General features: G+C 65.6%; 9 protein-coding genes. All 9 read right to left on the reverse strand.

What is annotated here, in order from left to right:
• Nucleotides 1–50 precede the first annotated feature (50 nt).
• The gene (nirK, locus tag Q8M85_RS12670; RefSeq protein ID WP_305545073.1) at nt 51–1,199 is read right to left on the reverse strand and encodes a copper-containing nitrite reductase; all 1,149 of its coding nucleotides are present in this window, start codon (nt 1,197–1,199) and stop codon (nt 51–53) included.
• Between the two features lie 187 nt (nt 1,200–1,386).
• Complete coding sequence (locus Q8M85_RS12675) at nt 1,387–4,035, reverse strand: nitrate reductase (RefSeq protein ID WP_305545076.1); 2,649 nt, start codon at nt 4,033–4,035, stop codon at nt 1,387–1,389.
• Nucleotides 4,032–4,367, reverse strand: coding sequence for a nitrite reductase small subunit NirD (gene nirD, locus Q8M85_RS12680; protein WP_305545078.1), 336 nt, complete (start codon nt 4,365–4,367; stop codon nt 4,032–4,034). Before nirD ends, Q8M85_RS12675 begins: the two co-directional genes overlap by 4 nt.
• Nucleotides 4,364–6,787, reverse strand: a complete 2,424-nt coding sequence (nirB, locus tag Q8M85_RS12685) for a nitrite reductase large subunit NirB (RefSeq protein WP_305545081.1) — start codon at nt 6,785–6,787, stop codon at nt 4,364–4,366. Before nirB ends, nirD begins: the two co-directional genes overlap by 4 nt.
• Entirely contained in the window at nt 6,784–8,427 is a 1,644-nt protein-coding gene (locus Q8M85_RS12690) for an ABC transporter ATP-binding protein (protein ID WP_305545084.1), read from the reverse strand. Before Q8M85_RS12690 ends, nirB begins: the two co-directional genes overlap by 4 nt.
• Before the next feature lie 4 nt (nt 8,428–8,431).
• The gene (locus Q8M85_RS12695) at nt 8,432–9,520 is read right to left on the reverse strand and encodes an ABC transporter permease (RefSeq protein ID WP_305545087.1); all 1,089 of its coding nucleotides are present in this window, start codon (nt 9,518–9,520) and stop codon (nt 8,432–8,434) included.
• A 10-nt stretch (nt 9,521–9,530) separates the two neighbouring features.
• Complete coding sequence (locus Q8M85_RS12700; protein ID WP_305545090.1) at nt 9,531–10,886, reverse strand: CmpA/NrtA family ABC transporter substrate-binding protein; 1,356 nt, start codon at nt 10,884–10,886, stop codon at nt 9,531–9,533.
• Nucleotides 10,887–11,138: 252 nt separating this feature from the next.
• Nucleotides 11,139–12,299, reverse strand: a complete 1,161-nt coding sequence (locus Q8M85_RS12705) for an ABC transporter substrate-binding protein (protein WP_305545093.1) — start codon at nt 12,297–12,299, stop codon at nt 11,139–11,141.
• Complete coding sequence (locus Q8M85_RS12710) at nt 12,296–12,880, reverse strand: ANTAR domain-containing response regulator (protein WP_305545096.1); 585 nt, start codon at nt 12,878–12,880, stop codon at nt 12,296–12,298. The genes Q8M85_RS12705 and Q8M85_RS12710 overlap by 4 nt, the downstream gene beginning before the upstream one ends.
• Between the last annotated feature and the right edge of the window lie 16 nt (nt 12,881–12,896).

Genomic DNA, 12,896 nt, shown 5'->3' on the forward strand with positions numbered 1-12,896 from the left:
GGGCGGAGTGGTCCGGGACGACAGACCACCCCGCCAGCATGCGACCGCCGTTACGGCAGCGCGCTGCGTCCTTCGTGCAGGACGTCGTATTCCACCGGAGCCACGACCTGTTCCATCAGATCATTGTTCCAGGTGCCGCCGACGATCACATGCGCCGTCGCGCCCAGGTTCACCGCCTCGATCAGGTTGTGGTTGACGTAGGCGTAGACGCCCGGTTGCAGGAAGGTGTAAAGCGCCGCACCAGCCGATCCGCCGCGAATGAACCAGGTCTCCAGATCGCGTTCCGGCAGGTTGTTGAACTTGCCGCTCTCCCAGACCAGATCGCCATGCCCGCCGATCAGGTGCGGACGGCTGTCCCGGTTGGCCTGGCTGTGGACGAAGAGCACGCGCTCGCCCTGCTCGGCCTCAAGCGCCTGGTCGCCCGTCAATGCCCCCACCCTGCCGTTGAAGACGACGTGGGACGGGATCAGCCGGTTCATCACCTCCAGCGTGTCGGAATAGCTTTCGCCGGCATCCGCAAAGCGCAGGTAGGCGCCATCCGGGCCGCGCGGGATGTAGAAGTCATTCTCGCCGATGTAGTAGACCCGGTCATAGGACACCGGATTGCCAAGATGATCCTTCAGCCCGTCCCGAGGCAGCACCATGATGCAGCCCGACATGCCCGACACCACATGCCAGGGGATCATCGGACCGCCCGGAGCGCAGTGATAGACGAACACCCCCGGCCGCGTCGCCTTGAACCGCAGCACCGCCTTTTCGCCGGGGTTGACCAGCGTCAGCGAACCACCACCCAAAGCGCCGGTAGCCGCGTGGAAGTCGATGTTGTGCTGCATCATGTTTTCGGGCGGGTTGAACAGGGTCAGTTCGACATAATCGCCCTCGTGCACCACCATCATCGGGCCGGGAACCGAGCCATTGAACGTCATGGCCTGCAGCCAGGCGTCCTCGTCCACCTGGATCTCCTTCTCGATGATCTTCATCTCGAATTCGATCACCGCAGGCCCGTCGCTGGCCACCTGTTCATGCGGGTGCACGAAGGGCGGCTTGACCAGCTTGACCTTGCGGCGGGGCAAGCTTGACAGATCGACCGGCGCGGCAGCCGAGGTGTCCATCACCTCCTCCGCCCCGGCGGTCTTGACGACAAACGGAGCAGCGGCAATCATCGCGGCCCCCATCAGTGCAGTGCGTCGCGTAAACATCGAGCTTCCCTCATCTGTGTGTCAGTTGAGGCGAGTTTAGCCCTATGTCCGAACGCCTTCGTTGTCCTGCAACAACGTGCGTCGCCGATACCGGCCCCCCATGACAAGTTCTGTGGCTATCGCAGGTGTGGTGACGACCCGCGCGACCGGGGACAGGTCGCGCGGGGTAACGTTATGACGAAGGTAGCTATTCTGCTGCCTCACGGCATCTGAACCGGGTGATCAGACCCGCAAGTTCGGGCCGACACGACCCGCAGGACGTTCCTGCGCCAAGCGCTTCTCCCAAAGCCGCTACCGTCAGCGCGCGCCCCGTCGCAATGGCCTGGCAGATTGTGTTCCGCCCGACGTTCATGCAGGCGCAGACCGTCGGCCCCGCGTCGACGACCCCGCCCCGCGCGCGTCCCGCCAGAGCGTCATTCGCATCGCCGCCTTGTTCCAGCAGGGCAATCACCATGTCGCGGGCCAGCTCGACCGGGTCTGGCCCGACGAACAAAGCTGCCACCAGACGCCCGTCCCGGTGGAAGGCGACCCGCGACATGCCGCGGGCCTGATCTGTCATCGATACCGAACCGCAGTCGGCCAGGGCGAACAGCTTGCGCGCCTGCGACACCCAGTCATCCGGCGCGACAGTCCCGGCCAGTTCGGCCCGCCATCCGCCATGAATCCGCGCCTTGGCCCAATAGCCGCAGTCCGGGATGAAATCGCCCGCCGACACCGCAAAACCGTACCAGCCGGCAGGATACTTGCGCAGGGCGACCGTGCTTGCCTTGCTGTCGGGTTGGCCCGACAGAGGGTCCGGGTTGGCGGCCACCAGAGCATCGACCCGCCCCGTCGGAGCCGTCTCTCCTGTCCAGTGGATCGGGGCGAAGGGGTGTCCAGGGGCGACGCGATCCGTCACGAGGACACGCAGAATGGCGCGCCCAAGGTCATTCGTCGCCTCGACCAGGTCGGCGGTGCGCAGCCCCAGAGGTTCGGCATCGCTCGGGTGAAGCTCAAGGAATGGCTCGGCCAGATGCGACGACAGACGGGGGCTTTTCGCCGTCCGTGTCATCGTATGCCACTGGTCACGGATGCGGCCCGTGTTCAGCCGGACTCCATCCGGTTGCGATACCGTTGGCGCCTGAACCGCCAGCATCCGGCCCTTGCCGTCCGGCGTATGGAACTGGCCATCGCCGAAGAACCGCCCACCCCGACGACGTGGCGTTGCGGGCCACAGGAACGGCGCCAGCGCGTCGTAGCGGGCAGGGTCGATCGACGCGTGGTCAGAGATGTCGAAGTCCAGGCCGAACGCACCGGCCACGCCGGAAAGTGCTGCATGTTCGGCAAAGATTTCGGCGGGCGTTTCCCAGCCGAACGCCTGGCCCCACCCCATTCGTCCCGCCACCTCGGCCAGGATGCGCCAGTCATCGCGCGCTTGCCCCGGCACTGGCAAGGCGGCGCGCTGTCGGCTGATCCGGCGTTCGGAGTTGGTCACCGTGCCCGATTTTTCTGCCCAGGCCGTCGCCGGAAGCAGCACATGCGCAAGGCGGGCGGTGTCGGTCCTGGCCGTGATGTCCTGCACCACGACGAACGGACAGCCGCGCAACGCCTCGGCGACCAGATCAGCCTCGGGCATCGAAACGACCGGGTTGGTGTGGATGATCCAGATCGCCTTGATCCGGCCATCCGCGACCGCACGGAACATGTCGACGGCCTTCAGACCGGGCGTTTCCGCGATGCCGGGTGCGTTCCAGAACGCTTGCACGGCAGCGCGGTGCTGCGGGTTCTCGATCTCCATGTGACAGGCCAGCATGTTCGCCAGCCCACCGACCTCGCGCCCGCCCATCGCGTTTGGCTGGCCCGTCACGCTGAACGGCCCCATTCCCGGTCGCCCGATGCGGCCCGTCGCGAGGTGGCAGTTCAGGATCGCATTCACCTTGTCCGTCCCGTGCGAGGACTGGTTCACGCCCTGGCTGTAGACGGTGATCACTTTCTCGGTTCCGCACCACAGGTCGACGAACGCGCGCAGGTCACCGTCGGACAGCCCCGTCCCGGAGGCGTCCGTTGCCCGCGCCGCAGCGAAGGCAGCTTCGGCCCCGGTGACATGCGCCAGAAACGCCGGATCGCCGCAGCCCTTCGCCTCGATCCCGGCCAGAAGCGCATTGAACACCGCCACGTCCCCACCCGGAGCGATTGCCAGATGCAGGTCGGCAATCTCGCAAGTAGCCGTGCGGCGGGGGTCGATGACGACGACCTTCATGCCCGGACGGGCGGCCTTTGCCGCCGACAGCCTCTGGTAAAGGACCGGGTGGCACCAGGCCAGGTTCGACCCCACCAGCACCACGAGGTCGGCCAGTTCCAGGTCCTCATACTGTCCGGGCACGGTGTCCGTTCCGAAGGCCCGCCGATGGCCCGCCACGCTGGAGGCCATGCACAGGCGCGAGTTGGTGTCGATGTTGGCGGTGCCCCAGAACCCCTTCGCCAGCTTGTTGGCGACATAGTAATCTTCGGTCAGCAACTGGCCCGAGACATAAAGCGCCACCGCATCCGGCCCATGTTCGGCAATCGTCCGGGCGAACCGCTTGGCCACCACACCCAGCGCCGCGTCCCAGCCCACCTCTTGCCCGAAGACGCGCGGTGTCAAAAGCCGCTCCTCAAGCCCCACCGTCTCACCCAGTGCCGTGCCTTTCGAGCAGAGCCGACCGTAATTCGCCGGATGCATCGGGTCGCCCTTCACCGACAGGCCCCCCGCCCCGTCGGGCGTCAGGATCACCCCGCAGCCCACCCCACAGTAGGGACAGGTGGATCGGACGGATGGACCTTCCCCGCGGGGAAGGTTAGGGGGGACTGCGGTCATGCCGCCGACCTTTGGCGCAGGCGGGTCGCGTCCAGAAACACCCGTCCGCCTTCGGTCCGTGCCGCGAACGTGCGCACCGCTCCCTCATCCGCGCCTTGCGCGACGCCAGTGGACAGATCGAACACCCAGGCATGCAGGGGGCAGGTGACCGAGGTGCCGTGGACGATGCCTTCCGACAACGGCCCGCCCTTGTGCGGGCAGCGGTCCTCCAACGCAAAGACCTGGTCGTCGGCGGTGCGGAACACTGCCACGCACCCGGCATCCGTCTTGACCACCCGCGCGCCTTGGCGGGGAATGTCATCCAGTGCGGCAATGTCGATCATGGCGGTCATTCGGCGGCCCTCAGGGTCAGGTCGGCGATGGGGGCCCAGTCGGACGGGCGTTCGGCGAGTTCGGCCCAGGGGTCGGTCTGGTAGACCGACTGGCTTTGCATGAAGCGGTCATAAAGGGCGCGCCGCGTCTCAAGGTCCATGATCTGCGCCTTGCACCAGTCGAGGCCGACCTTTGCGACCCATTTGTAGATCCGGTGCAGGTAGCGGGCGTTCTCGCGGTAAAGCTGGACGAAGGCCGCGATGACCTCCATCGCCTCCTCTTCGGTCGGCACCGCGCACAGAAGCTCGGTCTCCTTCACATCCATCCCCGCCGCGCCCGCGACGCTGATCTGGTAGCCACTGTCGACGCAGACCACGCCGATATCCTTGCATGTCGCTTCCGCGCAGTTCCGGGGGCACCCCGAGACGCCCAGCTTGACCTTGGCGGGGGTCCATGACCCCCAAAGGAGCTTCTCCAGCTTGATCCCGAGGCCCGTGGAATCCTGCGTCCCGAAGCGGCAGAACTCTTTGCCGACACAGGTCTTCACCGTCCGCAGGCCCTTGGCATAGGCATGACCGCTGACCATGCCAGCTTCATTGAAGTCGGCCCAGATCGCGGGCAGGTCTTCCTTCCTTACGCCCAAAAGGTCGATCCGCTGCCCGCCCGTGACCTTGATCATCGGCACCGCATATCGGTCAGCCGCATCGGCAATCGCGCGCAACTCGGCCGAAGTCGTCACCCCGCCCCACATGCGCGGCACCACCGAATAGGTCCCGTCCTTCTGGATATTCGCGTGGTTGCGTTCGTTCACAAACCGCGACTGCCGGTCATCGGCGTAGTCCAGAGTCCAGTCCGACAAGAGGTAGTAGTTCAACGCCGGCCGGCACGAGGCGCAGCCCCCGACCGTCTTCCAGCCCAGGTTCTGCATCACTGCCGGGATCGACTTGAGGCCCTGAGCCTTGATCAGCCGCCGGACGTCTTCATGCGTGTGGTCGGTGCATCTGCACATCGGCGGGTTGGCGTTGGCCTGGAAGCCGTCGCCCAGCGTCAGCGCCATCACCTTTTCGACCAGCCCGGTGCAGGTGCCACAGCTTGAGCTGGCCTTGGTCGTGGCCCGAACCATATCCAGCGTCACCGCGCCGCCCTGAACCGCCGCCGTTATCTTCGATTTGCAGACGCCGTTGCAGCCACAGATTTCCGCCTCAGGCGGCAAGGCTGCAACGGCTGCCAGAGGGTCCGCCTGGGCACCTCCCGCGAAGGCCGGGCCGAAGATCAGCGTCTCCCGCATCGCGCTGACGTCCTCTCCAGACTTGATCTTGTCGAAGAACCAGGCGCCGTCGGCGGTATCGCCATACATGACTGCTCCGACAAGTTTTTCGCCCTCCAGCACCAGCCGCTTGTAGACCCCGCGCCCCGGATCGCGGAACACGATGTCCTCACGCCCCGGTGCATCGGCAAAGTCGCCCGCACTGAAGAGGTCCACGCCCGTGACCTTCAGCTTGGTCGCGGTCTGCACCGGCTTGAACGCGGCCTCCTGCCCCATCAGCGTTGCGGCCAGCACCTTGGCCTGGTCGTAAAGCGGGGCCACCAGCCCGAAGAGCTGTTTGTCATGCTCCACACATTCGCCCAGCGCATAGATCGCCCGGTCACTGGTCTGCATCTGGTCGTTGACCACAACCCCGCGCCCGACCTCCAGATGCGCGTCGGTGGCAATGCGGGTTTCGGGGCGGATGCCGACGGCCATGCAGACAAGGTCGGCGTCATGGACCGTGCCGTCCTCCAAAAGCACCGCCTCGACCCGGTCGGTCCCAAGGATCGCCTTCGTCGCGCCCTTGCAATGGATGCGGATACCCCGGCGTTCCAGGTCCTTCTGCAAGAGATACCCGGCCGAGGGGTCAAGCTGCCGCTCCATCAGGTGACCCATCAGGTGAATGACGGTGACCTCTGCCCCCCGCGCCGCCATCCCTGCCGCCGCTTCCAGACCCAGAAGCCCGCCACCGATCACCACAGCCTTCGCGCCGGGTTTTGACACCGCAATCATCGCATTGGTGTCTTCCAGATCGCGGTAGGTGCAGACACCGGGCAAGTCCTTCCCCGCCACCGGGATGATGAAGGGCGCCGAGCCGGTTGCGATGACCAGCGCATCATAGGGCGTCTCGCCGGTCTTGCTGACGACAACCTTCCGCTCGCGGTCGATCTTGGTCACATGCTCGCCGAAATGGCACTGCACCCCATGCGCCACATACCAGGCGTCGTCATGGGTGACGATCTCGGCATAGGTCTTCTCGCCCGACAGGACCGGCGACAGCATTAGCCGGTTGTAGTTCCCGCGCGGCTCGCCGTTGAAGAGGGTGACCCGACCGGCGAAGCCCGCCTCGAACAAGGTCTCCAACATCCGGCCACTGGCCATTCCGGCCCCGATGACAACCAACCGCATCATGCCGCGTCCTTTTTCTTGTGCCCGTGCTCGTACTCTTCCAAGAAGCCCAGAACCTCGGCGCGGTAGTGCCAATAGTCAGGGTGATCCAGAAGCGCGCGGCGGGTGCGGGGGCGGGGAAGCTTGACCTCGGTCACCTTGCCGATGGTCGCCTCCGGGCCGTTGGTCATCATCACCACGCGGTCCGCCAGAAGGATCGCCTCGTCCACGTCATGCGTGACGCAGATCGCGGTGACTTGCGTGCGCGACCAGACCTCCATCAGCACTTCCTGCAACTCCCAGCGGGTCAGGCTGTCCAGCATCCCGAAGGGTTCATCCAGGAGGAGAAGCTTCGGCGACAGGGCAAAGGCCCGCGCGATGCCGACCCGCTGCTTCATCCCGTTCGACATCTCGGCGGCAGGCTTGTGCATGGCCTCAGCAAGGCCCACCCGTTCAAGGTAGTATTCCACCACATCCTGCCGTTCGGCCTGGGTGGCCTTGGGGTAGACGCGGTCCACGCCTATGGCGACGTTTTCGCGGGCGGTCAGCCAGGGAAACAGGCTGGGCGACTGAAAGACCACCGCGCGTTCCGGGTCGGCCCCTTCGACGTGGAGACCATCCAGCTTGATTGCACCCTTCGAGATGTCGTTGAGGCCAGCCGCCATCGTCAGCACGGTGGACTTGCCGCAGCCGGAATGGCCGATCAGGCTGACAAACTCGCCCTTCTTCAAGGTCAGGTTGAAGTCCTTGACCACAGTCAAAGGTCCCTTCGGCGTGGCGTAGACCTTGTGCAGTTGGGAAAATTGCAGATAGCGGTCGTCGGTAAAGCTTTTCGCGGCCTGCGCATAGGCGCGCGGCAAGGCGTGGCGCGGGGTGACGGCGGGCAGCAGGCGAGACCCCTCGACCTTTCCCTTGATTCCCACGTCCATCAGGTAGGCCGTCACGTCGGCCCGCAGGGTCTTGAAGGCCGGATCGTCGTTCATCGCCGAACGGTCTCGAGGTCGGGGAAGATTGACCTGGAACATGGCACCAAGGGTTCCGTCGGGGTTCAGGCACAGGATACGGTCGGCCAGCACCAACGCCTCATCGACGTCATTGGTGACCAGCACGACGGTCCGCTTTTCGGCGGCCCAGATCGCCTCGATCTCGGTTGCCACATTGGCCCGTGTCAATGCATCCAGCGCCGACAGGGGTTCGTCCATCAACAGGACCTCGGGCTGCATCGCCAGCGCGCGGGCCACGGCAACCCGCTGGCGCATGCCCCCCGACAGTTCGGCCGGGCGGCGGTCGGCGGCATGGCCCAGCCCCACCATCCCGATATACTTCGCCACCAGCGCGGCACGTTCGGCGCGTGAGCCCTTCGACACCGCATCCACCGCCAGCGCGATGTTGCCCGCCACCGTAAGCCACGGCATCAGCGCGTAGGACTGGAAGACCAGCCCCCGTTCCGGCCCCGGCCCGGTCACAGGGGCGCCCCGAAACAGGACCTCGCCCGCGTCGGGCAATTCCAGCCCGGCCAGAAGGTTGATCAGCGTGGTCTTGCCGGTCCCGGAAAAGCCCAGCACCGCCAGGAACTCCCCCTCTGCGACCGACAGGTTCAACCGCTTCAGGACTGGCGTCTCGCCATACCCCTTCGACACGCCCTTGAATTCAAGGATGCTCATCGCGTCACCGCTTCCCGCTGAAGGTGAAGGCCTGCTGGAGCGCGAACATCACCCGATCCAGCAGGAAGCCGATGATGCCGATGGTCAGCACCGCGACCATGATCCGGGCGAGGGATTGCTCGGACCCGTTCTGGAACTCGTCCCAGACGAATTTCCCAAGGCCGGGGTTCTGCGCCAGCATTTCTGCCGCGATCAGGACCATCCAGCCCACGCCCAGCGACAACCGCAGCCCGGTGAAGATCAGCGGCAGGGCCGAAGGCAGCACAAGGCGGGTGATCTTGGTCCATGTCGTCAGCTTCAGGACGCGGCCCACGTTCACCAGGTCCTTGTCGATGCTTGCCACGCCCAGTGCCGTGTTGATCAGGGTCGGCCAGAGCGAACACAGCGTCACCGTCACCGCCGAGATCACGAAGCTTTTCGACATGCCCCCGTCGCCGACATAGACCGCCGAGACGACCATCGTGACGATGGGCAGCCACGCCAAGGGCGAGACCGGCTTGAAGATCTGCACCAGCGGGTTGATAGCCGCATTGGCGGTGGCCGACATGCCCGAGACGATCCCCAAGGGCACTGCCACCAGCGTCGCCAGCAGGAAGCCGAAGAACACCGTCTGGATCGAGGTGAAAATCTGCGCGTAATAGGTCGGCTTGCCGGTGTAGGTGCGGTCCTTCACCTCGTCCGCCTTGCCCTCGGCCAGCAGGGCCGCGTTCTTCTCGGCCTGCCTGGCGTAGAACTCTGCTTCCTTCGCGCCTTCGGCCAAGGCATCCGCGTGCAAGACGCCTACTTGCTCCCAGACCTGCACCGGGCCGGGGATCGCGCCCAGCGAGGTCTGCACTTTCGGCGCCGCCCAGGCCCAAAGCGCAAGGAACGCCAGGATCGCAAGCAGTGGAACGATCGCCAGTCGCCACAGGTCCTTGAGCTGTCCTTTCGGGTTCTCACCCGCCAGCATCCGCCACAGCGGCGTGAGCCAGGCCAGCCCAAGCACCCTGAACCAGGGGTCGCAGCGGGAAATCAATGTCGAAAGCCGGGCCAGCCGTTCCGCGCGCAGCGGAGCTTGTTCTTGCGGCAGGGCGGCGGGGTCAAGCATGGTCATGATTGCCCCCTCAGTTCGTCACTTCGCCGCCAACGACCGTCTGGTCGCCCTTCAGCCCGATAGCCAGGCTGTCGATATAGGCGTTCGGGGCCTTGCCGTCGTAAGCCACCCCGTCGATGAACTCCGCCGTAGGTTCACGGTAGCCGTCGGCGTCAAAGTCGAACATCTCGGCGCTCGCCTTGCCCTCGGCGATCAGCGCCTCGGCGGCCAGCCTGTAGATGTCGGGCCTGTAGACCGATTTCGCGGTCTCGTCATACCAGACGTCGGTCTGCGGTTCCGCAATCTGTCCCCAGCGGCGCATCTGGGTCAGGGTCCAGACCGCATCCGAGTAATAGGGGAAGGTCGCGTTGTAGCGGAAGAATACGTTGAAGTCGGGGGCGGGTCGGGTGTCGCCGGGTTCGAACTCGAACGTTCCGGTCATGCTGTTGGCGATCACCGCCGCATCGGCACCGACGTATTCCGAGCGCGCAAGGATCTCGACCGCCTCGGCGCGATTGGCGTTGTCGCCTTCGTCCAGCCACATCGCCGCGCGGATCAGGGCCTTGGTCAGGGCCAGCGTGGTCTGCGGGTTCGCTTGGACGAATTCGGCCGTCAGGCCGAACACCTTTTCCGGGTTGTTCTTCCAGATGTCGGCATCGGTGATCACCGGCACGCCGATGCCCTTTGCCACCGCCGCCTGGTTCCAGGGTTCCCCCACCGCGTAGCCAAGGATCGTGCCGGCCTCCAGCGTCGCGGGCATCTGCGGCGGCGGGGTGACGCTGATCAGCACATCGCCACCGATCTGGCCGGACACATCGTCCGGCGAATAAAGGCCGGGGTTGATCCCGCCCGCCGCCAGCCAGTAGCGCAGTTCGTAATTGTGGGTCGACACCGGGAAGACCATGCCCAGATTGAACGGAGTGCCCGCATCGGCATAGGCCTCGATCACCGGCTTCAAGGCATCCGCCTTGATCGGATGCACGGGCTTGCCGTCCGCCATCGGGACGTTGGGCTTCATCTCGTCCCACACCGCGTTCGACACGGTGATCGCATTTCCGTTCAGGTCCATCGAGAACGGCGTCACCAGCGCCGCCTTGGTCCCGTACCCGATGCTTGCCGCAATCGGCTGCCCCGCAAGCATGTGCGCGCCGTCCAGCTCTCCCGAGACGACGCCGTCCAGCAGCACCTTCCAGTTCGACTGGGCGACCAGCGTCACTGACAGGCCCTCGTCCTCGAAGAACCCCTTCTCCTTGGCAATCGCCAACGGAGCCATGTCGGTCAACTTGATGAAGCCAAGGGTCAGTTCATCCTTTTCAATTCCGGGGGTCTGGGCATGGGCAGGCAGGCAGAGGGCGGTCGAGAGCAAAAGCGCGGAAAGACGTGTCATGGCTTGGTTCCTCGTGGCCCGCGACCGGGCGTTGAAATGGAAAAAGCCGCCGGACCCTTCGTCATAAGACGATGGACCCAAGCGGCATTGCTCGGCTTTCCCGGTATGGTGGGATGGCGCGGTGAGACGTCATTGCCTCGGCGCTTGAGGTCAGCATGCCATGCTGCGACGCGGCGTCAACGGGCTTGGTCGCTTGGAAGTCACCAGCAGCACGGAATTTCCCGATGCCGCAGCGCAGCGCCTAAGAATTGATCATCCAGCCAGGCCCGGGTCGAAGACTTGGGCATCGTAGAACTGGTCCGGCGGCAGAATCAGCTTCCCGCGCGAGGACGCAACCGGAGTCGGCAGCAGCAGCGACCCTTCCACCTTTGCGCTTGCGGCGGGCAGATCGGCCCCCGCCGGGCCCAGGTGCAGCCGGTAGATGTCGCTTCGGAAGACCTCGGCCGCGATGACCTGCGCGCCCAGCGGGTTCAGCCCATGCCGCCGTCCCAGCCGCGCCCCGATCCAGGCCGCCTGACTGCGCCAGGGAAAGCCCGCAGCCCCGCCATCGAACCGCAGGAACGCTGGCGCAAATCGCTCGGCGCCGTCCGCTGCGATCACCAGACGCCCGGTCAGACTGCGTTCGATCAGTTCGGCCGATACGCCAAGCCGGGCTGCCAGAACCTCGCCCGCCACCGTCAGGTTTGCCGCCTGTCCCAGCCAGCGCCCGGCGCGCCAGATCGCCCGGATCAGCCGGCCGGCAAGATCTGGGTCGGCTTCGGCCCAGCCTGCCCTGACCGCAAGCACCTTTTCCGGCGCTGCCGCCCAGATCGCGCTGGTCGGCAACAGGAGGACCCCGGCCCCACGGTCCACCGCGACCGACCCCCTCGGCTCGCCCACGCAGAAGGCATCGACTTCGCCAGTCGCCAGCGCGTCCGGCATCAGCGGGGGTGGCACCGTGACGATCTCAAGCCCCTGGGGCAGCGGGACCCCCAGCCCCTCCAGCCAGTAGCGCACCAGTTCATTGTGCATGGAAAAAGCGAACGGGACACCGATCCGCAACCGCTGCTCAACCGCCGCCAAGAGCGAGAGCCCCGCAGCCCGCGCGTCGGACAGCGCGAAATCATGGTCCTGCATCCGCGCTGCCAGGGCCGTCGAGACGCCGATCGCATTGCCGTTCAGGTTAAGGACCGACAGCACCTCGAACCGTGCCGGGCCACCCAGACCCAATGCCAGGGCCACCGGCACAGGGGCCAGCATCTGCGCACCCGCGACCTGCCCTACGGCCAGAAGGTCACGCAGGCTTGACCAGCTGGGCGCACCAACCAGATCCAGCGCCAGCCCTTCTTCCTCGGCGAAGCCCATCGCTTCGGCCACGATCAGCGGTGCGGCATCGACCAGCGGCACGAACCCCAGACGCAGCGTCACCGTCATTTCAGCAGCTCCGCCGCCGTCACCAGCGCCTGAGCGACCTCGGCCAGCTTCCTGCCCTGATCCATCGCGGCCTTGCGCAACAAGGCATAGGCTTCGTCCTCGCCGATCCCCTTGGCGCGCATCACGATGCCCTTGGCGCGGTCGATCACCTTGCGCTCTTCCAGTGCCCGGCGGGTCTCGGCCAGCTCCACCCGCATCTTCTGCATCAGGTGAAAGCGCGCGATGGCCGCGTCGAGGACCGGCTTGATCCGGTTTGCCGACAATCCCGCGACGACATAGGCCGAGACGCCCGCTTCGATTGCCGCCTGGGTCAGCGCCCCGTCGCTTTCATCGACGAACATCGCGACGGGTCGCTGCAAGGGGGCGCTTGCAAGCGTCAGCTCCTCGATCGCATCGCGCGAGGGGTTGCCAGCGTCAATCAGGACCAGATCGGGATTGCGTTCGGAAATCCGGCGCGCAAGGCCAAGCTCGTCGGCGATGACCAGAACGTCGTGGTCGCCAGCCTCGCGCAGGCCGTCGACGATCATGACGGCACGGTCACGGTCCTTTTCGACGACGATGATGGACAGTCGCCGGTTCATCGGCCTTCAAGACCAT

It is taken from the genome of Tabrizicola sp. (assembly GCF_030694085.1).
Lineage (GTDB): Bacteria > Pseudomonadota > Alphaproteobacteria > Rhodobacterales > Rhodobacteraceae > Tabrizicola.

What these genes read in the sequence shown, in the direction of transcription:
- nirK (WP_305545073.1), bottom strand. Translation starts at nt 1,199, where the DNA reads ATGTTTACGCGACGCACTGCACTGATGGGGGCCGCGATGATTGCCGCT.
- Q8M85_RS12675 (WP_305545076.1), bottom strand. Translation starts at nt 4,035, where the DNA reads ATGACCGCAGTCCCCCCTAACCTTCCCCGCGGGGAAGGTCCATCCGTC.
- nirD (WP_305545078.1), bottom strand. Translation starts at nt 4,367, where the DNA reads ATGACCGCCATGATCGACATTGCCGCACTGGATGACATTCCCCGCCAA.
- nirB (WP_305545081.1), bottom strand. Translation starts at nt 6,787, where the DNA reads ATGATGCGGTTGGTTGTCATCGGGGCCGGAATGGCCAGTGGCCGGATG.
- Q8M85_RS12690 (WP_305545084.1), bottom strand. Translation starts at nt 8,427, where the DNA reads ATGAGCATCCTTGAATTCAAGGGCGTGTCGAAGGGGTATGGCGAGACG.
- Q8M85_RS12695 (WP_305545087.1), bottom strand. Translation starts at nt 9,520, where the DNA reads ATGACCATGCTTGACCCCGCCGCCCTGCCGCAAGAACAAGCTCCGCTG.
- Q8M85_RS12700 (WP_305545090.1), bottom strand. Translation starts at nt 10,886, where the DNA reads ATGACACGTCTTTCCGCGCTTTTGCTCTCGACCGCCCTCTGCCTGCCT.
- Q8M85_RS12705 (WP_305545093.1), bottom strand. Translation starts at nt 12,299, where the DNA reads ATGACGGTGACGCTGCGTCTGGGGTTCGTGCCGCTGGTCGATGCCGCA.
- Q8M85_RS12710 (WP_305545096.1), bottom strand. Translation starts at nt 12,880, where the DNA reads ATGAACCGGCGACTGTCCATCATCGTCGTCGAAAAGGACCGTGACCGT.